This window comes from Pseudomonas brassicacearum (assembly GCF_000585995.1).
Taxonomy (GTDB): Bacteria; Pseudomonadota; Gammaproteobacteria; order Pseudomonadales; family Pseudomonadaceae; genus Aquipseudomonas; species Aquipseudomonas brassicacearum_A.
Genome location: NZ_CP007410.1, coordinates 1080483 through 1102498 on the forward strand (window position 1 = coordinate 1080483; position 22016 = coordinate 1102498).

At 61.2% G+C, this 22016-nt stretch carries 21 protein-coding genes; 7 read left to right on the top strand and 14 right to left on the bottom strand.

Going from position 1 to position 22016, the window contains the following annotated elements; genetic code table 11:
- Positions 1-92 precede the first annotated feature (92 nt).
- From CD58_RS04515 to algW, 3 genes are all read right to left on the bottom strand, one after another.
- The gene (locus tag CD58_RS04515; RefSeq protein ID WP_025211873.1) at positions 93-812 is read right to left on the bottom strand and encodes a DUF4198 domain-containing protein; all 720 of its coding nucleotides are present in this window, start codon (positions 810-812) and stop codon (positions 93-95) included.
- A 12-nt stretch (positions 813-824) separates the two neighbouring features.
- On the bottom strand, positions 825-2930 hold the full coding sequence (locus tag CD58_RS04520) for a TonB-dependent siderophore receptor (protein ID WP_025211874.1): 2106 nt from the start codon (positions 2928-2930) through the stop codon (positions 825-827).
- 234 nt (positions 2931-3164) lie between these two features.
- On the bottom strand, positions 3165-4325 hold the full coding sequence (gene algW, locus CD58_RS04525) for a Do family serine endopeptidase AlgW (RefSeq protein ID WP_025211875.1): 1161 nt from the start codon (positions 4323-4325) through the stop codon (positions 3165-3167).
- 104 nt (positions 4326-4429) lie between these two features.
- Here algW and CD58_RS04530 point away from each other — a divergent pair, with 104 nt between their 5' ends.
- From CD58_RS04530 to cysN, 3 genes are all read left to right on the top strand, one after another.
- On the top strand, positions 4430-5188 hold the full coding sequence (locus CD58_RS04530) for a Nif3-like dinuclear metal center hexameric protein (protein WP_025211876.1): 759 nt from the start codon (positions 4430-4432) through the stop codon (positions 5186-5188).
- Between the two features lie 249 nt (positions 5189-5437).
- Positions 5438-6355 carry a sulfate adenylyltransferase subunit CysD gene (cysD, locus tag CD58_RS04535; protein WP_003178041.1) on the top strand — a complete coding sequence of 306 codons (918 nt, stop codon included), beginning with the start codon at positions 5438-5440 and terminating at the stop codon, positions 6353-6355.
- A 9-nt stretch (positions 6356-6364) separates the two neighbouring features.
- Positions 6365-8263: a sulfate adenylyltransferase subunit CysN gene (cysN, locus tag CD58_RS04540; RefSeq protein ID WP_025211877.1), complete on the top strand. Its 1899-nt coding sequence runs from the start codon at positions 6365-6367 to the stop codon at positions 8261-8263.
- A gap of 174 nt (positions 8264-8437) precedes the next feature.
- On the opposite strand, the gene CD58_RS04545 is transcribed toward cysN, so the two are convergent.
- The 3 genes from CD58_RS04545 to CD58_RS04555 all read right to left on the bottom strand — a co-directional run bounded on the left by CD58_RS04545 (position 8438) and on the right by CD58_RS04555 (position 11877).
- The gene (locus tag CD58_RS04545) at positions 8438-9346 is read right to left on the bottom strand and encodes an acyltransferase (RefSeq protein WP_025211878.1); all 909 of its coding nucleotides are present in this window, start codon (positions 9344-9346) and stop codon (positions 8438-8440) included.
- Positions 9347-11446 (bottom strand): phosphate acetyltransferase, encoded by a 2100-nt coding sequence (gene pta, locus CD58_RS04550; RefSeq protein WP_025211879.1) that lies wholly within the window; start codon positions 11444-11446, stop codon positions 9347-9349. It lies immediately after the preceding gene.
- A gap of 92 nt (positions 11447-11538) precedes the next feature.
- Positions 11539-11877, bottom strand: coding sequence for a DUF3565 domain-containing protein (locus tag CD58_RS04555; protein ID WP_080712631.1), 339 nt, complete (start codon positions 11875-11877; stop codon positions 11539-11541).
- Between CD58_RS04555 and CD58_RS04560 the strand changes: the two genes are divergently transcribed.
- The 3 genes from CD58_RS04560 to CD58_RS04570 all read left to right on the top strand — a co-directional run bounded on the left by CD58_RS04560 (position 11846) and on the right by CD58_RS04570 (position 14346).
- Complete coding sequence (locus CD58_RS04560) at positions 11846-12331, top strand: FKBP-type peptidyl-prolyl cis-trans isomerase (RefSeq protein WP_003178049.1); 486 nt, start codon at positions 11846-11848, stop codon at positions 12329-12331. The two genes, CD58_RS04555 and CD58_RS04560, sit on opposite strands and share 32 nt — an antisense overlap.
- Positions 12332-12445: 114 nt before the next feature.
- A complete protein-coding gene (locus tag CD58_RS04565) occupies positions 12446-12928 on the top strand; it encodes a glutathione peroxidase (RefSeq protein WP_025211880.1) in 483 nt (160 codons plus the stop codon).
- A 314-nt stretch (positions 12929-13242) separates the two neighbouring features.
- Entirely contained in the window at positions 13243-14346 is a 1104-nt protein-coding gene (locus CD58_RS04570) for an NADH:flavin oxidoreductase (RefSeq protein WP_025211881.1), read from the top strand.
- 137 nt (positions 14347-14483) lie between these two features.
- Here the strand turns inward: CD58_RS04570 and CD58_RS04575 are convergent, their stop codons facing one another.
- Together CD58_RS04575 and cysZ are read right to left on the bottom strand one after the other, a co-directional pair.
- Positions 14484-15683 (bottom strand): glycosyltransferase family 4 protein, encoded by a 1200-nt coding sequence (locus tag CD58_RS04575; protein ID WP_025211882.1) that lies wholly within the window; start codon positions 15681-15683, stop codon positions 14484-14486.
- A gap of 40 nt (positions 15684-15723) precedes the next feature.
- Positions 15724-16479 (bottom strand): sulfate transporter CysZ, encoded by a 756-nt coding sequence (gene cysZ / locus CD58_RS04580; RefSeq protein WP_025211883.1) that lies wholly within the window; start codon positions 16477-16479, stop codon positions 15724-15726.
- Positions 16480-16789: 310 nt separating this feature from the next.
- On the opposite strand from cysZ, the gene trxB reads away from it, so the two are divergent.
- A complete protein-coding gene (gene trxB, locus CD58_RS04585) occupies positions 16790-17752 on the top strand; it encodes a thioredoxin-disulfide reductase (RefSeq protein ID WP_025211884.1) in 963 nt (320 codons plus the stop codon).
- Positions 17753-17931: 179 nt separating this feature from the next.
- Here the strand turns inward: trxB and CD58_RS04590 are convergent, their stop codons facing one another.
- From CD58_RS04590 to folM, 6 genes are all read right to left on the bottom strand, one after another.
- Positions 17932-19182 carry an aspartate aminotransferase family protein gene (locus CD58_RS04590; protein ID WP_025211885.1) on the bottom strand — a complete coding sequence of 417 codons (1251 nt, stop codon included), beginning with the start codon at positions 19180-19182 and terminating at the stop codon, positions 17932-17934.
- 300 nt (positions 19183-19482) lie between these two features.
- Entirely contained in the window at positions 19483-19821 is a 339-nt protein-coding gene (locus CD58_RS04595) for a HopJ type III effector protein (protein WP_025211886.1), read from the bottom strand.
- Complete coding sequence (locus CD58_RS04600) at positions 19814-20110, bottom strand: DUF1244 domain-containing protein (RefSeq protein WP_025211887.1); 297 nt, start codon at positions 20108-20110, stop codon at positions 19814-19816. Before CD58_RS04600 ends, CD58_RS04595 begins: the two co-directional genes overlap by 8 nt.
- A gap of 99 nt (positions 20111-20209) precedes the next feature.
- The gene (gene folX / locus CD58_RS04605) at positions 20210-20590 is read right to left on the bottom strand and encodes a dihydroneopterin triphosphate 2'-epimerase (RefSeq protein WP_025211888.1); all 381 of its coding nucleotides are present in this window, start codon (positions 20588-20590) and stop codon (positions 20210-20212) included.
- Complete coding sequence (gene folE, locus CD58_RS04610; protein WP_025211889.1) at positions 20591-21151, bottom strand: GTP cyclohydrolase I FolE; 561 nt, start codon at positions 21149-21151, stop codon at positions 20591-20593. It lies immediately after the preceding gene.
- Positions 21152-21171: 20 nt separating this feature from the next.
- Positions 21172-21882: a dihydromonapterin reductase gene (gene folM / locus CD58_RS04615; RefSeq protein ID WP_025211890.1), complete on the bottom strand. Its 711-nt coding sequence runs from the start codon at positions 21880-21882 to the stop codon at positions 21172-21174.
- Positions 21883-22016 lie beyond the last annotated feature (134 nt).

Here is a 22016-nt window from a genome sequence, read left to right on the forward strand (position 1 = left end):
CGCGATAGCGGTATGTCAGTTACTTCAGTACTGACTGAACCATCGCTATCGCGAGCAAGCTCGCTCCCACATTGCTTTCAGGCGTTCAGGATTTAATCGTGATGCGGCTCGCCGACGAATGTCAGCGAGGTGAACACGCCGCGGGTTGCCACATCCTTGTTGTCCTTGAGGGTAATTTCCATCTGAGCGGCAATCACATTCAACCCTTCATTACGCACCACGACCTTGGCCCGGCCTTCGGCATCGGTTTCAGTCGATACGGTGTCCGGGGCGCTGCGGTAGTCGCCTACGAGTTTCACGCCGGCCGCTGGCTTGCCATCAAGCAGTACCCGTACCGGCAATGACTGGCCCGGACCGACGGTCAGTGGGTCGGCTTCCGGCAAGATCAGGAACTTGACCTGATCGAGCTTCGGCAACTTCGCCCCAGGCTCGTAGATCGCCAGGCTGTACTTGAAGGTGTGGGTCGACTCAATCGCGCCGGGTACTTTGCTGCGACCCTCATTGATCCACTTCTTGTCGGCGGTCTGTGACCACATGCCGTTGTCCAGGGCCACCGCCAGCACGGCTGGCGGCTTGAGTGGTTGCAGGCGGGCGTGGTCCGGCAGGCGCTCCACGGTGACCGGGATCATCTTGCCACCCAGGTCATAGGCCCAGGCGCCGCTGATTTTCTGTGCCTTGAAGGCATTGTCCTCGGCGCCGTGACCGTAAATCACCTCAATGTTGCCGCGCCGTTGTTCGGTCCACAGGCCATGGGCCGAAACTTGTGTAGCCAGGAGCAAGCCGAGAAGGGCGAGTGTCTTGGGGTGTTTCATAGGGATTTTCCTTTACAGATCGAGGGTGAGGCTGACGGTGAAGTTGCGCGGCGCGCCGGGGGTGACCCAGTAATTGCTGTAGGAGCGCTCGTAGTATTTTTCGTCGAAGACGTTGTTCAGGTTCAGGCCCACGGTGACGTTATCGCTGGCTTTGTAATGGGCCAGCAGGTCCACGGTGTGGTAGGCCGGCAACTCGAAATCCTTGCCGGCTTCACCCGAGCGGTCTCCGACATAGGTGAACGCCGCGCCGACATCAGAGCCCCGCAGGTGCCCGTCCTGGAATTCGTAGACGCCGAGCAGGCTGCCGCTGCGCTTGGCGACGCCGAGGATCCGGCTGCCTGTGGGAATGGTTTCGTCACCCTTGGTCACTTCGGCATCGATGTAGGCGAAGGCGCCGATCACCCGTATGGCGTCGGTGACTTGCCCGGTGACTTGCAGATCGATCCCCTGGCTGCTGGCCTTGCCCGTGGCGACATTGGTGTCGGTGCCCGGAACCGGCGCCAGGACGTTTTCCTTCTCTATATGGAACGCTGCCAGCGTGCTGCTCAGGCGATGGTCGAACAGCTCGCTCTTGATCCCCACTTCATAGCCAACCCCTTCCTCCGGGTCGAAAGTCTTACCGTCCGCATCCAGGCCATTGTTGGGCTTGAACGAGGTGGAGGCATTGGCGAACAGCCCGACCTGCGGCGTCAGTTGATACAGCAAGCCGGCCCGTTGCGTCAGGGCGTCGTGACGTTGGCGGCTGGTGACGTCGGTGGTGTGGTCGTCGATGCTCTGCTCTAAATGCTCATAACGCACGCCGAGCATGCCCCGCAGTTTGTCGGTGAACACGATCTGATCCTGAAGGTTCAGCGCCCGGCTTTGGACATGCTCGAAGAAGTCTGTGCCGGAGCGCGTGCCGTTGGGTTTTGGCTGGCCATGGATCGGTTGATAGATGTCGATGGGATAAGCACCGCCGGCGATGGTGGTCACGCGCTCGTTCTTGCGGTAATCCTCGTATTCAGTACCGACCAGCAGTTCGTGCTGCCAGGGGCCTAGGTCGAACAGACCGCGCAATTCCAGCTGAGTGATGCTGTCGTGCCAATTGTTGTCACGCTCGCGGTAGCGGCGGTTCACCGTGTGGCCGTCGGCGTTCAGCGGTCGCGCTTCTGAGGCAAAACCCCAGAGTTCGCCCTGCTTGTAGTGGCTGGCCAGGCGCACTTGCCAGGTATCGTTGAGCTGATGTTCGAGGGCGGCCTGGAGCATGTTGTTGTGGTTGTCGATGTCGCCGTCGTTGGGCTCGCCCAGGAAGGTCGAGCGGGAAACGCCGCTCCAGCGGTTGTTCGGTGCGACGATGCCGCGGTCGAACGTCGAGCTGTGGCGCACGATTTCGCTTTCCAGCAACAGGCGGGTGTCGGGGTTCAGTTGCCAACTGATGGAAGGCGCGACAAAGACGCGCTTGCTGTCGACGTGATCGCGGAAGCTGTGATTGTCCTCGACCGCCAGGTTGACCCGCGACAGCAGGTTGCCCTCGGCGTCCAATGGCGTGTTGACGTCCAGCGCGGTGCGGTAGCGATCCCAACTGCCGGCGCTGGTTTGCAAGGTGGTGAAGGCTTCGGGCTGGGGCTTCTTGGTGACGATGTTCACCGTGCCGCCGGGATCACCTCGTCCATACAGACTGGCCGCCGGGCCCTTGAGCACTTCGATGCGTTCGATGTTGGCCGCATCCGGTGCACTCGGATAGCCGCGGTTGGCGCTGAAGCCGTCTTTGTAGAACTCCGACGTCGTGAAACCGCGCACGCTGTATTCATAGAGCGTCAGGCCACCGAAGTTGTTTTGCTTGGACACGCCGCCGGCATATTCCAGCGCCCGCTCGACGCTGGTGCTGCCTAAATCCTTGAGGACGCTGGCGGGAATCACGCTGATGGATTGCGGAATGTCGCGCAGGGCGGTGTCGGTTTTGGTGGCGCTGGCCGAGCGGGTAGCGCGATAGCCTGTGACGGGGCCGGTGGGGGATTCGTAGTCGGACGTCACGCTGATGGCGTCCAGTTCCAGCGGTTGGTTTTCCTCGGCGTAGGCTGGATCGCCCAGTAGTCCCAGGGCGAGGCTGGCGAAGGAAAGCCGTTTTAGGGATGACATGTTATGTTGTTCCAAATCTTATATTTGAAACAATATAACACTACTAATGAGAATTTATGCTATCTCTGTTTTCAGAGAAATAAATCCGGACACCCGTTTTTGTAGCGAGGGAGCTTGCTCCCGCTGGGCTGCGAAGCAGCCCCTGAGAATTGAATGTGATCAGGACGATGCGCTGAGGTGGATGGTTTAGGGCTGCTGCGCAGCCCAGCGGGAGCAAGCTCCCTCGCCACGGGGTTACTCTTCTTCCTTGAGCACCACCGGTGCCGGCGGTGGGCGCAGGCCGATTTCAGCGGTGAGCTTGAGCTCCTTGCCGTTGCGCATCACCTGGATGGTGACTTTGTCGGTGGGCTTGATCCGCGCCACCTGGTTCATCGAGCGGCGGCCATCGCCAGCCGGTTCGCCGTCGATGCTCAGGATCACGTCGCCCAGCTGCAAGCCGGCCTTCTGCGCCGGGCCGTCGCGGAAGATCCCCGCCACCACGATGCCAGGCCGCCCGGACAAGCCGAAGGACTCCGCCAGTTCCTGGGTCAGCGGCTGGACCTCAATCCCCAACCAGCCGCGAATCACCTGGCCGTGTTCGATGATGGACTTCATCACTTCCATGGCCAGCTTCACCGGAATGGCGAAACCGATGCCCTGGCTGCCGCCGGATTTGGAGAAAATCGCCGTGTTGATCCCGGTGAGGTTGCCGTTGGCATCCACCAGCGCGCCGCCGGAGTTGCCGGGATTGATCGCGGCATCGGTCTGGATGAAGTCTTCGTAGTTGTTCAGGCCCAACTGGTTGCGTCCGGTGGCGCTAATGATGCCCATGGTCACGGTCTGGCCGACGCCGAACGGGTTACCGATGGCCAGGGCGACGTCGCCGATGCGGATGCTGTCGGAGCGGCCGATGGTGATGGCCGGCAGGTTCTTCAGGTCGATCTTCAACACCGCGAGGTCGGTTTCCGGGTCGCTACCGATCACCCGCGCCAGGGTTTCACGACCATCCTTGAGGGCCACCACGATCTGGTCGGCACCGCTGGTGACGTGGTTATTGGTCAAGATATAACCTTCCGGGCTCATGATCACTCCCGACCCCAGGCTCGACTCCATGCGCTTCTGTTTGGGCGAGTTGTCGCCGAAGAAACGTCGAAACTGCGGGTCTTCGAACAACGGATGGCTGGGCTTGTTGATGACCTTGGTGGTGTACAGGTTGACCACCGCCGGTGCAGCGGTGGTCACGGCGTCGGCATAGGACACCGGCCCCTGCTGCACAGCCTTGGTTTGCGGCGCCTGCTGCAGGTTGACGTCAAGGCTGGGCAGGCCGACCCATTCCGGGTAGCGCTGGATAATCAGTAGAGCGACAAGCACGCCAGCCAACAGCGGCCAGCCGGAAAAACGCAGCGCCTTGAGCATTAAGCACGTCCTACAAAGGTTGCAGGCGGTATGAGACCGCCCATAATGACGCGCATTATACGAGGCCGCGCGCGCCTCTGAACGGGATATTTAGGAGTCTTTTCATGGCCGTAGCCCTGAGCACCCTGGTCGAAGAAGCGGACCGTTACCTGGCCTGCAGCCGGATTGCCGATTATTGCCCCAACGGCCTGCAGGTCGAAGGCGCGCCGCAGGTGAGGCGTATTGTCAGCGGCGTCACTGCCAGCCAGGCGTTGCTCGATGCCGCGGTGGAAGCCGACGCCGACCTGGTGCTGGTGCATCACGGTTACTTCTGGAAAGGCGAAAACCCCTGCATCACCGGCATGAAACAACGTCGCCTGAAAACCTTGCTCAAGCATGACATCAGTCTGCTTGCTTATCACCTGCCACTGGATTTGCATGCCGAGGTGGGCAATAACGTGCAATTGGCTCGTCAATTGGACATCACTGTCGAGGGCCCGCTGGATCCGGACAACCCCAAGGTGGTCGGCCTGGTCGGCTCCCTGTCCGAGCCGCTGACGCCTCGGGATTTCGCCCGCAAGGTCCAGGAAGTGATGGGCCGCGAGCCATTGCTGATCGAAGGCGAGCAGATGATTCGCCGGGTCGGCTGGTGCACAGGCGGTGGCCAGGGCTACATCGATCAGGCGGTACTGGCCGGGGTCGATCTGTACCTCAGTGGAGAGGCGTCGGAACAGACCTTCCACAGCGCCCGGGAAAATGGCATCAGCTTCATCGCCGCCGGGCACCATGCGACCGAGCGCTACGGTGTCCAGGCATTGGGCGATTACCTGGCGCGACGGTTTGCCCTGGAGCATATCTTCATCGACTGCCCGAATCCTATTTGACTGTAACCGAACCTGTGGGAGCGGGCTTGCTCGCGAATGCGGTGGGTCAGTCAACAGATATGCAACTGAACCACCGCATTCGCGAGCAAGCCCGCTCCCACATAGCTCGGTGCAACACCCGAACACCCAGGCATATCCATATGCTGTTTCGATCTAGTTGGCGCCCTGATTAGAAGAGGTCGCTGTGCTAGGATTCCCCGCTCGAACACGGCCCGCTGGCCGTTCATAAGAAAGTTTTCGTGAGTAGCCATGGTCGACAAACTGACGCATCTGAAACAGCTGGAGGCGGAAAGCATCCACATCATCCGCGAGGTGGCCGCCGAGTTCGATAACCCGGTAATGCTGTACTCCATCGGTAAAGACTCCGCCGTGATGCTGCACCTGGCACGCAAGGCGTTCTTCCCCGGCAAGCTGCCGTTTCCGGTGATGCACGTCGATACCCGCTGGAAATTCCAGGAGATGTACAAATTTCGCGACCGCATGGTCGAGGAACTGGGCCTGGACCTGATCACCCATGTGAACCCGGACGGCGTGGCGCAGGGCATCAACCCGTTCACCCACGGCAGTGCCAAGCACACCGACATCATGAAGACCGAAGGCCTCAAGCAGGCCTTGGACAAATATGGTTTCGACGCTGCGTTTGGCGGTGCTCGTCGCGATGAAGAGAAATCCCGCGCCAAGGAGCGCGTGTACTCGTTCCGCGACAGCAAGCACCGTTGGGACCCGAAGAACCAGCGCCCGGAGCTGTGGAACGTCTACAACGGCAAGGTCAACAAGGGCGAGTCGATCCGCGTATTCCCGCTGTCGAACTGGACCGAGCTGGACATCTGGCAGTACATCTACCTCGAAGGCATCCCGATCGTGCCGCTGTACTTCGCCGCCGAACGGGAAGTGATCGAGAAGAACGGCACGCTGATCATGATCGACGACGAGCGCATCCTCGAGCACCTGTCCGACGAAGACAAAGCCCGTATCGTCAAAAAGAAAGTGCGTTTCCGTACCCTTGGCTGCTACCCGTTGACGGGCGCGGTGGAGTCCGAGGCCGAGAGCCTGACGGACATCATCCAGGAAATGCTCCTGACGCGAACTTCCGAGCGCCAGGGCCGGGTCATCGACCACGATGGCGCAGGCTCGATGGAAGATAAAAAACGTCAAGGTTATTTCTAAGGGGCTGTCATGTCGCATCAATCTGATTTGATCAGCGAGGACATCCTCGCCTACCTGGGCCAGCACGAGCGTAAAGAGCTGCTGCGCTTTTTGACCTGCGGTAACGTCGACGACGGCAAGAGCACCCTGATCGGGCGCCTGCTGCACGACTCCAAGATGATCTACGAGGATCATCTGGAAGCCATCACCCGCGATTCGAAGAAAGTCGGCACCACCGGTGATGACATCGACCTGGCGTTGCTGGTCGACGGCCTGCAGGCCGAGCGCGAACAAGGCATCACCATCGATGTCGCGTACCGCTATTTCTCCACCGCCAAGCGCAAATTCATCATCGCCGATACCCCGGGCCATGAGCAGTACACCCGCAACATGGCCACCGGTGCTTCTACCTGTGACCTGGCGATCATCCTGGTGGACGCCCGCTACGGCGTGCAGACCCAGACCCGTCGCCACAGCTTCATCGCCTCCTTGCTGGGCATCAAGCATATCGTCGTCGCCATCAACAAGATGGATTTGAAGGACTTCGACCAAGGTGTGTTCGAGTCGATCAAGGCCGACTACCTGAAGTTCGCCGAAGGCTTGAAAATGAAGCCCACCAGCATGCATTTCGTGCCGATGTCTGCCCTCAAGGGCGACAACGTGGTGAACAAATCCGAGCGCTCGCCGTGGTACACCGGCCAGTCGCTGATGGAAATCCTCGAGACCGTGGAAGTGGCGGGCGACCGTAACTTCACCGACCTGCGTTTCCCGGTGCAGTACGTCAACCGTCCGAACCTGAACTTCCGCGGATTCGCCGGCACCCTCGCCAGCGGCATCGTGCACAAGGGTGACGAAGTGGTGGTGCTGCCGTCGGGCAAGAGCAGCCGCGTCAAATCCATCGTCACCTTCGAAGGCGAGCTGGAACATGCCGGTCCCGGTCAGGCAGTCACACTGACCATGGAAGACGAGATCGACATCTCCCGTGGCGACCTGTTGGTGCATGCCGACAACGTGCCGCCAGTGACCGACAGCTTCGAAGCGATGCTGGTGTGGATGGCTGAAGAGCCGATGCTGCCGGGCAAGAAATACGACATCAAGCGCGCCACCAGTTACGTGCCGGGCTCGATTGCCAGCATCGTCAACAAGGTCGACGTGAACACCCTGGAAGAAGGTCCGGCCAGCGCGTTGCAGCTCAATGAAATCGGCAAGGTGAAGATCGCGCTGGATGCGCCGATTGCCCTGGACGGTTACGAGAGCAACCGCACCACCGGCTCATTCATCATCATCGATCGCCTGACCAACGGCACAGTCGGCGCCGGCATGATCGTCGCCCAGCCGCTGGCCCATGGCAGCAGCACGCACCACGGCAAACTGGCCCACGTGTCGGTGGAGGAGCGCGCCCAGCGCTTCGGCCAGCAGCCGGCCACGGTGTTGTTCAGCGGCCTGTCGGGCGCGGGTAAAAGCACGCTGGCCTATGCGGTGGAACGCAAGTTGTTCGACATGGGACGTGCGGTGTTCGTCCTTGATGGCCAGAACCTGCGTCATGACCTGAACAAGGGCTTGCCGCAGGATCGCGCCGGGCGTACCGAGAACTGGCGCCGTGCGGCTCACGTCGCCCGTCAGTTCAACGAAGCCGGCCTGCTGACCCTCGCTGCGTTCGTTGCGCCAAATGCCGAAGGGCGTGAGCAGGCCAAAGACCTGATCGGCAGGGAGCGTCTGCTGACGGTCTACGTCCAGGCCTCGCCAACAGTGTGCGCCCAGCGTGATCCGCAAGGGCTGTACGCTGCTGCTGGCGACAACATCCCGGGCGAGTCCTTCCCGTACGACGTGCCGCTGGACGCCGACCTGGTGATCGACACCCAGTCGCTGACGTTGGAAGAGAGCGTCAAGCAGGTCCTGGATCTGCTGCGCAAGCGTGGGGCGATCTAAGGAACGCCGCTGTAAATAAAAAGCCCGCAGGTGAGTGATCATCTGCGGGCTTTTTCATTTCCAGAGGGCACTCGATCAAATGTGGGAGCGGGCTTGCTCGCGAAGACGATGGAACATCCAACATCTTCATGAGCTGACACACCGCTTTCGCGAGCAAGCCCGCTCCCACAGGGATTAACGGTGATCTGGGTATTCGCGGTGCATCTGCTCCAGCAACGCATCCTTGTCCTGCCACAACTGGTTGATCCAGCCTTGGAATTCCAGGCGATACGCGCCGTCCTGATCGTAGTTTTTCCGGATGAACTGCGCTGGAATCTTCAGTTCCTGGAAATGCACCACCACCTCGCCCATCTTGCCGCACAGCAAATCCCAATACCCCGGACGCCCGCCTGGATAATGGATCGTCACGTTGATGATCGACTCCAGTTGCTCACCCATAGCATCGAGCACAAACGCGATGCCGCCGGCCTTGGGCTTGAGCAGGTAGCGAAACGGTGACTGCTGCTGGGCATGCTTGCCTTCGGTGAAGCGCGTGCCTTCGACGAAGTTGAAAATGCCCACCGGGTTGTTGCGAAACTTCGCGCAGGTCTTGCGGGTGGTTTCCAGGTCCTTGCCTTTCTTTTCCGGATGCTTCTCCAGATAAGCCTTGGAGTAGCGTTTCATGAACGGGAACCCCAGCGCCCACCAGGCCAGGCCAATCACCGGTACCCAGATCAGCTCCTGCTTGAGAAAAAACTTCAACGGGCGGATGCGCCGGTTCAGCACGTACTGCAGCACCATGATGTCGACCCAGCTCTGGTGGTTGCTGGTGACCAGGTAGGAATGCTGGTAGTCCAGACCCTCCAGGCCGCTGAGGTGCCAGCGGGTGCGGCGCAGCAGGTTCATCCAGGCCTTGTTGTTGCTGATCCAGGTTTCGTGGATGTGGCCCATCAGCCAGTCGGTGAAGCGCTGGGCGGCAGGGAAGGGCAGCAACAGCTTGAAGATCGCCACGATGAACAGCGGCGTGCAGCAGGCGATGGTGTTCAGCGCCAAGAGCAGCGAGGCAATGACGCCGCGCACGGCGGCAGGCAGGAAATCCAGCATTTAAATATCCATGGGTCGGTTGGCGGCTTGGATCGCGGTCAGGGCGATGGTGTACACGATGTCGTCGACCTGGGCGCCGCGAGGCAAGTCGTTCACCGGTTTGCGCAGGCCTTGCAGCATCGGCCCGAGGCTGACGCAATCGGCGCTGCGTTGTACGGCCTTGTGGGTGGTGTTGCCGGTGTTCAGGTCCGGGAAGATGAAGACAGTCGCCCGGCCGGCCACCTGGCTGTTGGGCGCCAGTTGCCGTGCCACGGCTTCGTTGGCGGCGGCGTCGTATTGCAACGGGCCGTCGATCAGCAAACTGTGCTGCGCCTCATGGGCCAGCAACGTGGCTTCGCGGACTTTCTCTACTTCTTCGCCGCTGGCCGACTCGCCGCTGGAATAGCTGAGCATGGCCACCCGTGGGGTGATGCCGAAGGCGGCGGCCGAGTCGGCACTCTGCAGGGCAATCTCCGCCAGTTCCGTCGCGCTGGGGTGCGGGTTCATTACGCAATCACCGTAGACCAGCACTTCCTCGGGAAACAGCATGAAAAACACCGAGGACACCAGGGTGCAACCCGGTGCGGTCTTGATCAGTTGCAAGGCCGGGCGGATGGTGTTGGCGGTGGAATGGATGACCCCGGACACCAGCCCGTCGACCTCATCCAGTGCCAGCATCATGGTGCCGATGACCACGGTGTCTTCCAGTTGCTGCTCGGCCATCGGCGCGTTCAGGCTTTTGCTCTTGCGCAATCTCACCATGGGCTCGACGTAGCGTTCGCGGATCGAGTCGGGGTCGAGAATCTCCAGCCCCGGCGGCAGTTCGATGCCTTGGGCGCGGGCCACCGCCTCGACGTCAGCCGGTTTGGCCAGCAGCACGCAGCGGGCGATGCCCCGGGCCTGGCAAATGGCGGCGGCCTGGACGGTCAGCGGTTCGCTGCCTTCGGGTAGCACGATGCGTTTGTTGGCGGCCTGGGCGCGCTGGATCAATTGATAGCGGAACACCGCTGGCGACAGGCGCATTTCCCGTGGCGTGCCGCAGCGCTGGTGCAACCATTTGGCATCCAGGTGGCTGGCGACGAAATCGGTGATGATCTCGGCGCGTTCGCGGTCGTCGATCGGGATTTCCTTGTTCAGGCCGTTGAGCAGGTTGGCGGTGTCATAGGAGCCGGTGCTCACCGACAGCACCGGCAACCCGGCCTGCAAGGCGCCGCGGCACAGGTCCATGATGCGTGGGTCGGGCAGGGTGTCACTGGTCAGCAGCAAGCCGGCCAGTGGCACGCCGTTGATCGCCGCCAGGCTCACGGCCAGGATGATGTCGTCGCGATCGCCAGGGGTGACCACGAGCACGCCGGGCTTGAGCAGCTCCACCGTGTTGCGCATGGTGCGGGCGCAAATGATGATGTTGCTCATGCGCCGAGTTTCGTAGTCACCGGCGTTGAGCACCTGTGCGCCCATCAGGTCGGCCACGTCGCGGGTGCGCGGGGCGTTGAGTTCGGGGCGAAACGGGATGCAACCCAGCAGGCGGAAATCGCCGCTGCGCAGCAGGGGCGAGTGCTCCTTGAGGCGCGCGGAAAACGCTTCCATGCTTTCGTCGGTGCGGACCTTGTTCAGGATCACCCCGAGGACTTTCGGGTCTTTCGGTCCGCCGAACAGTTGCGCCTGCAGCTCTACCCGGCCAGACAGCTCGGTCAGCACTTCGTTTTCCGGCGCCGACACCAGGATGACCTCGGCGTCCAGGCTCTTGGCCAGGTGCAGGTTGACCCGGGCGGCGTAGCTGGCGTTGCGGGTCGGGACCATGCCTTCGACGACCAGCACGTCCTTGCCGATGGCTGCTTGCTGGTAAAGGGTGATGATTTCTTCCAGCAGCTCATCGAGCTGGCCGTCCCCCAGCATGCGCTCGACGTGAGCCAGGCCCAGGGGCTGCGGTGGCTTGAGGCCGTGGGTGCGGGCCACCAGTTCAGTGGAGCGCTCCGGCCCGGTATCGCCGGGATGAGGCTGGGCGATGGGTTTGAAAAAGCCGACTTTCAGCCCGGCCCGTTCGAGTGTACGCACCAGCCCGAGGCTGATGGAGGTCAGGCCCACACCAAAATCGGTGGGTGCGATAAAAAAAGTTTGCATGCGGATTCTCTAAAGGAGCATGGCTAGGGTGTCTTGTATTTGCGATACAGGACACCAGGGCGCGGCCTATGTCTGGCCGTCTACCGTCAAATTCAGTCGCCAAGGTTATCGCTAACCGGGGCCTGCGCGCACCAGCCGCAGTCAAAGGGCTGGCCTATTTTTTCAATACGTTGCGCAGGGTCCAGCACCCAGGCCCGGGATTGCCACGGTGGCTGGTGGCGCAGATGTTGGGTGTGACCGCAGGACAGCTCGGCCACCCAGTGCCCGTCCTCGTCCTGATGAAATCCGGTGACCGTTGGTCTGTTCGAGCAAGCCCGTTTGTCCGGGTTCCGTTCGCTTTCGGGCAAATCCTTGTTTAGACTTGTCCGTTCTTCATTCTTATGCAAAAGGTCTCGCCCCATGCTGATCGCCGCCAATAAGGCTGTCTCCATCGACTATACCCTGACCAACGACGCTGGTGAGGTCATCGACAGCTCTGCCGGCGGCGCTCCGCTGGTCTACCTGCATGGCGCAGGCAACATCATCCAGGGCTTGGAAAAAGCCCTGGAAGGCAAAACAGTCGGTGACGACCTGGACGTTACCGTTGAACCGGAAGACGCTTACGGCGAGTACTCCGCCGAACTGGTCAGCACCCTCAGCCGCAGCATGTTCGAAGGCGTGGATGAGCTGGAAGTGGGCATGCAGTTCCATGCCTCGGCGCCCGATGGCCAGATGCAGATCGTCACCATCCGCGATCTGGAAGGCGACGACGTCACTGTTGACGGCAACCACCCATTGGCCGGCCAGCGCTTGAACTTCAAGGTCAAGATCGTTGACATCCGTGACGCCAGCCAGGAAGAAATCGCCCATGGTCACGTCCATGGCGAAGGTGGCCATCACCACTGATTTCTGCGCTACGCTCAAGTGAACTGGAGAGGCGCCATACGGCGCCTTTTTAGTCGGTTACTGTTAGCATCACCCATGGCTGTTTCGAAAAGATCCGCAAACCTGGAGTTCGTCATGAGTGCTTTTCACGACCTTAAACTGAAAGCCCTGGATGGTCAGGAGCTTGCTCTGGCGCCTTTCAAGGGGCAAGTCGTGCTGGTGGTCAACGTCGCCTCCAAATGTGGCCTGACGCCTCAGTACGCTGCGCTGGAAAATCTCTACCAGCAATACAAGGCCAGGGGCTTCAGCGTGCTGGGCCTGCCCTGCAATCAGTTCGCCGGGCAAGAGCCTGGGACCGAGCAGGAAATCCAGGAATTCTGCAGCCTCAATTATGGCGTGACGTTCCCGCTGTCCAGCAAACTGGACGTGAACGGTCATGACCGTCATCAGTTGTACCGTCTGCTGGCGGGCGAGGGCGCCGAGTTTCCCGGGGACATTACCTGGAACTTCGAAAAATTCCTGCTCGGCAAGGACGGTCGCGTGCTAGCGCGGTTCTCGCCGCGTACGGCGCCGGATGATCCTGCGGTGATCCAGGCCATCGAAAAAGCGTTGGGTTGAAAGCCCGGCACTGACCCCCTGTGGCGAGGGGATTTATCCCCGTTGGGCTGCGCAGCAGCCCCAAGAGCAAGCAACTTGATTAGGCTGACACACCGGATATCAGATTTTAGGACTGCTGCGCAGCCCAGCGGGGATAAATCCCCTCGCCACAAGTTCTGCACCCGGCTGTGCATTCGGTTCAGTCCACCTAATCGCGATCCGTCTGCTCCCTTCTGATCCTTAATCACTCCAATCAATAGTGCTACCCAGCACTAGGCACGCCGCATATTATCCTCGTCATATAGACCTGCGACCTTGTCCCGTGGAGTGCCCCCATGCCAGTAAAAGCCCTGTTCAAACCCTTCCAGCTTGGCGCGCTCGAGCTGCCGACCCGCGTGGTAATGGCGCCGATGACCCGTTCCTTCTCGCCAGGTGGCGTGCCGAACAGCAAGGTGATCGAGTATTACCGTCGTCGTGCGGCGGCCGGGGTAGGCCTGATCATCACCGAGGGCACGACGGTCGGGCACAAGGCCTCTAACGGCTATCCGAACGTGCCGCATTTCTATGGCGATGCCGCGCTGGCCGGTTGGAAAAAAGTGGTTGATGCGGTGCACGCCGAAGGCGGCAAGATCGTTCCCCAGCTGTGGCATGTGGGCAGCGTGCGACGCGTCGGGACCGAGCCGGATGCCAGCGTGCCGGGCTATGGCCCGACCGAGAAGCTCAAGGACGGCCAAGTGGTGGTCCATGGCATGACCCAGGCCGATATCGACGAGGTTATCGCTGCGTTCGCCCAGGCCGCGAAAGATGCCCAGAGCATCGGCATGGACGGCGTGGAAATCCACGGTGCCCACGGTTACCTGGTGGACCAGTTCTTCTGGGAAGGCAGCAACCAGCGCACCGACGGTTACGGCGGCAGTCTGGCCAACCGTTCGCGCTTTGCGATCGAATTGATCCGCGCCGTGCGCGCGGCGGTGGGCGAGGGCTTCCCGATCATTTTCCGGTTCTCCCAATGGAAACAGCAGGACTACACTGCGCGCCTGGTGCAGACCCCTGAAGCCCTGGGCGAATTCCTCAAGCCGTTGTCCGAGGCTGGCGTGGATATTTTCCATTGCTCGACACGCCGCTTCTGGGAGCCGGAATTCGAAGGCTCCGAGTTGAACCTGGCCGGCTGGACCCGCCAGCTCACTGGCAAGCCCACCATCACTGTGGGCAGCGTCGGCCTGGACGGCGAGTTCCTGCAGTTCATGGTCAACACCGACAAAGTCGCGCAGCCGGCCAGCCTGGAAAAACTGCTGGAACGCCTGAACAACGATGAGTTCGACCTGGTGGCGGTGGGGCGTGCGCTGCTGGTGGATCCGGACTGGGCGCAAAAAGTGCGCGAAGGGCGTGAGCAGGAGATCTTGCCGTTCAGTCGTGAGGCGTTGATGACGCTGGTTTAAGCGGCGCCTGATCTGACGCTATCGCGAGCAAGCTCGCTCCCACAGGGGATCTTTGTCGAACACCAGACTCATGTTCGCTGAAGATCAAATGTGGAAGCGAGCTTGCTCGCGATGGCGATCTCAATATCGCCGAAGACTCAGCGCACTGTCGGCGCAGCAGGCATCACAGGCTCGCCGGCACAAACCCCACGCAACTGCGCCTCAAATTGCTCGATCACCGCCGCCCAGCCTTGGCGACTGGCATGTTGGCGCGCATTGAGCCGCACGCACCGCAAGGCCTCTCGCTCTTCCAGCAGCCAGCGGGCCCCATCGCAGAACGCTTCTTCGTCCCCCGGCATTGCCAGCACGCCGTTGTAGCCGTGGCGGATGTGTTGCGCCGCCGCAGCCTGATCATAGGCCACCACGCCCAGCCCGGACGCCAATGCCTCCAGCACGACATTGCCGAAGGTTTCGGTCAGGCTTGGAAAGACAAACACATCGGCGGACGCATAATGACCAGCCAGCGCCTCGCCTCGTTGTGAGCCACAAAAGATTGCGTCGGGCAGTTCCTGCTCCAGCGCGGATCGCTGCGGGCCGTCGCCGACCACCACCAGTTTCATCCGCCGGCCCGGAAATGCGCTGCGCAGTGTGTCGAAACTGCGCTTGAGCAACCCGAGGTTTTTCTCCGGTGCCAGGCGCCCGACATGGATCACGGCGATGTCATCCTCGCCCAGGCCCCAGGCCTCACGCAGGGTGGCCGAGCGCTTGATCGGATGGAACAACTGGCTGTCCACGCCGCGAGACAGCAGCGCTACCCGCTCGAAATGCCGACGCTCCAGCTCCATGCGCTGGCTGAGGCTGGGGACCAGGGTCAGGCTGGAGCGGTTGTGAAACCAGCGCAGGTAATGGGTGAGCGCGCGACTCAACAAGCCGAAGCCGTACTGCTGGGTGTATTGCTGGAAATTGGTATGGAAACCGCTGACCACCGAGATGCCCAGGCGCCGCGCCGCCCGCAACGCCGACAAACCCAGGGGACCTTCCGTGGCGATGTACAGTACATCCGGACGATGACGTTTCCAGCGCCGCAGCAGCTTGTGCATCGACGCCTGGCCCCACTGCAAACCCGGATACCCCGGCAGTGGCCAGCCCCGGCACAGCAGCAACTGCTCATCACTGGCCTGGCGTTGGTCGTCGGCCTGGCGGGGCCGGATCAGCTCCACCCGATGCCCACGGGCGCGCAAGCCGTCATACAGGCGGCCCAGGGTATTGGCCACGCCATTGATTTCCGGCGGGAAGGTTTCGGTGATCAGGGTAATGTGCAGAGATGTGGTCATGACCCCAGTGTCGACCGGGGCCATTTCGTCATTGTGACGCCAGGATGATGGATTTGTGACCGACTCAGCCTTGCCGGGCCAACGCAGTCTCGGCGCCTTGCTCACGCACCCAGAACAAGGTCGCCCCGGCTACCGCCGCCGGCATCATCAGGATGTTCACCACCGGGATCAGCAGCACCAGGTACACGCTGCCGCCAAAGCCCAGGCTCTGCCAGCGTTTTTCCCGCAGCCAGGCGAGCATTTCGTTCCAGCCCAGCTTGTGGTTGTCCGCCGGGTAGTCGATGTATTGGATCGCCATCATCCACACACCGAACAGCAGCCACAGCGGTGCGGCCACGATATTGATCACGGGGATGAACGAGAGCACGAACAGCCCCAGGGCACGGGGCAGGAAATAGCCGAGCTTACGCGCCTCCCGGGCGAGGGTCCGCGGGATCATGGCGACCAACTCGCCCCAACTGAAGGCGGGGAAATCATCGGTGCCCCGGACGACAACCTCGACTTTCTCTGCCAGAAAGCCGTTGAACGGCGCGGCGATGACGTTGGCCAGCATGGTGAAGGTGAAGAACACCATCAGCACGACGAGCACCACGAACAGCGGCCAAAGAACGTAGTTGAGGAAACTCAGCCAGTCCGGCAGCGACGGCATCAGTGTGTCGACCCACAGGCTGAACTGATGGCCGGCCAGGTAGATCAATCCGACGAACAGCACCAGGTTGATCGCCAGGGGCAAGAGTACGAACAAACGCAGGCCCGGGCTCAAGACCAGCTTGAGGCCTTCTCGCAAATATTGCGGGCCGGACAGGACGGGGGCGGGCATAGGTGACTCCGAGCGAAGTTGAACGCGCCGACCTTACCGGCTTTACCCTGCGCGGGAAAGCGGCGACATGGCGCGTAACAACCTTTATTGCCGCGGATACGCTATTGAAACGGCCGCTGCGGATAGAGCTCGCCTATGAGCTGGATTGTTAAACCGTATTTCCTTAATCTTCGCACCCTCGATACGCTGCACCCATTCTTTTTTCAGGACTGTCGAACCAAGCCTTCCCCAAGTGCGTCAACGGTCCTTTTTTATTCACGCCGCTCACCCGGCGTTCCGGCCCGCAAGGTCCGGTCAACAGGAGCAGGTCATGTCTGAAGTCCGTCATTCGCGAGTGATTATTCTCGGTTCCGGCCCTGCCGGTTACAGCGCTGCGGTTTATGCAGCCCGTGCCAACCTCAAGCCGCTGCTGATCACCGGCATGCAGGCTGGCGGTCAATTGACCACCACCACCGAAGTCGACAACTGGCCAGGCGACGTCCACGGCCTGACCGGCCCGGCGTTGATGGAGCGTATGAAAGAGCACGCCGAGCGTTTCGAGACTGAAATCGTTTTCGATCACATCAATGCTGTGGACTTCGCCGCCAAGCCGTACACCCTGAAGGGTGACAGCGCGACCTACACCTGCGATGCCCTGATCATCGCCACCGGCGCCAGTGCGCGTTACCTGGGCCTGCCGTCGGAAGAAGCCTTCATGGGCAAAGGCGTTTCCGCCTGCGCGACCTGTGACGGTTTCTTCTACCGCAACAAGCCAGTGGCCGTGGTGGGTGGCGGCAACACCGCCGTCGAGGAAGCCTTGTACCTGGCCAACATCGCCAGCACGGTCACCCTGGTCCACCGTCGTGAAATCTTCCGCGCCGAGAAAATCCTGGTCGACAAGCTCAATGCCCGCGTCGCCGAAGGCAAGATCATCCTCAAGCTCAACGCGACCCTGGATGAAGTGCTGGGCGACAACATGGGCGTGACCGGTGCCCGTCTGAAAAACAACGACGGCAGCTTTGAAGAGCTGAAAGTCGACGGCGTATTCATCGCCATCGGCCATACCCCGAACACTTTGTTGTTCGACGGCCAGTTGGATCTCAAGGACGGCTACCTGGTGGTCAAGGGCGGCCGCGACGGCAACGCCACCGCCACCAGCGTCGAAGGTATCTTCGCCGCCGGCGACGTGGCCGACCACGTCTACCGCCAAGCCATCACCTCGGCCGGTGCCGGTTGCATGGCGGCCCTGGACGCGGAGCGTTACCTGGATGACCTGCAGAACGCTTCGTTCTGATTCATCTGGCATAAAAAAACCGGCTTCGGCCGGTTTTTTTACTTAGGCTCCACGCAAACCTGTGGGAGCGGGCTTGCTCGCGAATGCGGTGTGTCAGTCAACACTGTGCTGGCTGATCCCCCGCATTCGCGAGCAAGCCCGCTCCCACAAGTTTTTTGTGTGCTCAGAAGCATTGCATTTCAGGCCAGCTTCGCCAGGCAGGCCTCCAGAATATCCAACCCCTCTTCCAGCACTGCCGGCTCGGTTGTCAATGGCGCCAGCAGCCGCACGATGTGTCGCGATTTACCGCTGGGCATCAGCAGCAAGCCTGACTCCCGCGCCAGGGCCAGCAGTTGCGTCAGTTGCGCCGATGCCGGGGTGCCGTCGGCGTGGGCCAGCTCGATGCCGCGCATGGCGCCGATACCGGTCAGGCGGCCGAGGAACGGTGACAGCCCACGGCGGCGCCAGGATTCGTAGCGGCTGACGATCGCCTCTTCCTGTTGCATGCCCCAGGCGTGCAGGTTCGCGTCGGTCATTTCGTCCAGGGTTGCCAGTGCGGCAGCGCAAGCGATGGGGTTGCCCGAGTAGGTGCCGCCCAGTCCGCCCTTGGGCAGGTTGTCCAGCAACGCCTTGCGCCCCACCACTGCCCCGAGGGGGACGCCGCCGGCAATACTTTTGCCCAGCAGGATCAGGTCAGGCTCGATGCCCAGGCGCGAGAATGCAAAACGCTGGCCGGTGCGACCGAAGCCGGACTGGATTTCATCGATGATCAGCACAATGCCCTTGTCGTCGCAGAACTGCCGCAGGGCCTGGGCGAATGGTATGTCCATCGCCAGGAAACCGGCTTCGCCCTGGACCGGCTCGACGATGAAGCAGGCAACGTCGTTCACGTCGATCTCGACGCTGAACAGCCGTTCCATGGCGTTCAAGGCCTCGGCGCACGTTACGCCGTTGTCCTGGCTGGGGTAGGGCAGGTGATAGACCGGCCCGGGCAGTACACCGACTTTTTGTTTATAGGGCGCGACCTTGCCGTTGAGGTTGAGGGTGGCCAGGGTACGACCGTGGAAACCGCCATCAAAAGCGATGACGGCGGTGCGTCCCGTAGCACCACGCACGATCTTCAAGGCGTTTTCCGCCGCTTCTGCGCCGCTGTTGGTGAGCATGCCGCTGACTGGGTAATCCACCGGAACAAACGCCGCCAGGCGCTCCATCAGTTCGATGTAGGGCGCATGGGGCGCGGCGTTGAACGCGTAGTGCGTCAGCCGGGTGGCTTGTTCGCGGATCGCCTCGACGACGCGCGGATGACAATGGCCGAGATTCAACACGCCGATGCCGCCGACGAAATCGATGTAACGCTTGCCATCGGTGTCCCAGACTTCGGCATTCCTGCCATGGCTGAGGCTGACGGGGTGCACGATGGAAATCGACTGGCTGATGGTTTCGCTGCTCATGGATGACGGCTCGGAGGGAGGAAAGGTTTCCTTTATCTAAGCCGCGAGCAGAGGGGCCCGGCAAACGAAATAAAGTTGCCGGGTCAATCTTAAAAGTCGGGATGTGGTGAGGCGTTCTTCATGAGGATGAATGGAGCCCTTGTGGCGAGGGGATTTATCCCCGCTGGGCTGCGAAGCAGCCCCAAAGCAGTTACCCAAACTCTGACACACCGAGGCAGCAGGTTTTAGGGCTGCTACGCAGCCCAACGGGGATAAATCCCCTCGCCACAAAAGCGGGCCTCACCACACAGGAAGAGCCGATCAGCGCCGTTGCAGCGGCTGTGCCTCGAACTTCACCCCCGCCAACCCATGGGCCATCAGCGCACGGATATTGCCGTGATCATTGCCTTCGGGCGTGGCCAGCACCGAACGGTAATGTTCGCCAAACGCCAGCAACGCTTCTTCATCGCTCAAGCCTTCAAGCAGTGCCAGGCCCAGGGTCTTGCAAGAACCTTCGTTCTGCCCGGCGGCGTTTTGCACGCCACCGTTGTCGAAGGCCTGGGGCTGGTAGTCGTAGCCGGCGGCGATAAAGGCCAGGGTGTCGGCAAAGGCGTGTTCGCCGCTCTTGAGGCGGGTGCGCAGGGTGTTCAGGTCAGGCATCGGGTTTTCCTTTGGCGAACGCCGCTTGCTGTTCGGCGCTGGCTTCTTGCTGGTATTGGGCTTTCCACTCGGCGTACGGCATGCCGTAGACCACTTCACGGGCGTCGTCGAGGCTGACCTCGATCTGGCGGTCATCGGCGGCGGCCTTGTACCACTTGGACAGGCAGTTGCGGCAGAAGCCGGCGAGGTTCATCAGGTCGATGTTCTGCACATCCTTGCGGCTGTCCAGGTGGGCAACCAGCCGACGGAAAGCGGCGGCTTCGAGTTCGAGGCGTTGTTGATCGTTCATGGAGGTCTCTGCGAGGCAGCTTCAAGGGGCAAGCTTCAAGCTGCAAGAGTGGATTTGCGGTGGTCAGGCTTGAAGCTTACAGCTTGAGGCTTGCAGCTGCTACGAAGTAGCCCGACTTGCTGCGAGCGTAATCGACACCGACTCGGCAAATCGCAAAGCGTGAGGCTTGTCGACTTCGACTTCGGCGTACAGCACCGACTCGTTGGCCATGACCAGGTCGAGCAACTCCTGGGTCAGGCGTTCAAGCAGCGCGAAGCGGTTGCCTTCCACGTGGGCGATGATCGCCTTGGTGATGGTGCGGTAGTTCAGCGCGTGGTCGATGTCGTTGTCGCGCACCGCCTCTTGGGCGGCATAGAGGATGGTCAGGTTGATCAACACATCCTGCTTGTTGAGGATTTCATCCTCGTTGATGCCGATGAAGGTGCGCAGGCGCAGGTCCTTGACCTTGATGCGTGCCATGGCTGGCTGAAGTTGTGGCATTTATTGGCTCCGTCGAATCAATTGCAGGAACTCCTGGCGGGTGGTGCTGGACTCGCGGAAGGCGCCGAGCATCACCGAGGTGTTCATGGTCGAGTTCTGTTTTTCGACACCGCGCATCATCATGCACATGTGCTGGGCTTCGATCACCACCGCAACGCCGGCGGCCTGGGTGACTTGCTGCACCGCGTCGGCGATTTGCCGGGTGAGGTTTTCCTGGATTTGCAGGCGGCGGGCGAACATGTCCACCAGCCGGGCGATCTTCGACAGCCCCAGGACCTTGCCCGTAGGAATATAAGCTACATGGGCCTTGCCGATGAAGGGCAGCAGGTGATGTTCGCACAGGGAATAGAGCTCGATGTCGGCGACGATCACCATTTCATCGCTGTCCGAGGCGAACAGGGCACCGTTGACGATCTGCTCGACGCTTTGTTCGTAGCCATGGCAAAGGTACTGCATGGCCTTGGCCGCGCGCATCGGGGTGTCGAGCAAGCCCTCGCGCTCCGGGTTTTCGCCCAGGCCGATCAGGATCTCGCGGTAGTTCTCAGGCAGGGATAGCGTCATGGTACTTCCTCGAAACAAGGCTATTTGACGTGCCTTCCGCCGTTGACGGTCAGGGTCGTGCCGGTGACATAGGGGTTGTCCAGCAGATAACGCAGGCTCTGGTAGATCACTTCGCTGCCGGGTTCGATGCCCAGCGCAGACTTGGCCAGGGCCTTGGCGCGGTAAGCCGCGTCGTCTTCGGGATTGAACAGTAGCAGGGCCGGGGCGATGCCGTTGACCTTGATGGCCGGTGCGTACTTCGCCGCGAACGACAGGGTCAGGCTTTCGAGGCCGGCCTTGGTGGCGCAATAGGCGATGTGCTTGCTGCTGCCCTTGCGCGTCACATCATCGCTGATGTGCACGATATCCGCAGGTGTTGAACGTTGCAGCAGTTCGGCGCAGTGCAGGTTGATCAGGTAGGGTGCGAGCATGTGCACGCCGAACATGGCACTGAAAGCGTCCGTCTCGGCGCCCGGGACCTCGGCCAGCCACGCCGAGGCGTTGTGCACGATGGCCCGCAGCCGGTCGGTGTGCTGCTTGAGCTGTTCGATGAAACCCAGGATCCCGGCCTCGCTGGAAAGGTCGGCGAACAGCACGGTCGCGCCCAGGTCCCGCAGTGTCTGCACGCCTGGGCGTTCGGTGCGATAGGTGGCGATCACCGGTTGACCGTCTTCCAGTAATCGTCGGGCGCAATGCAGGCCGACGCGCTGGGCTGCGCCAGTGATCAGGATTGGAGCGGTGGCGCTGGACATAGGGTGGCTCGGTTCACGGCAAGAGCAAAACTATAACAGCGACCGGTCCATTCAACCCAAATGTTGACTGCCATTGCATTTTCGCGAGCATTGGCGACGCGCTGGGAGCTGAAAAACAGTCAAAACCCATGCCT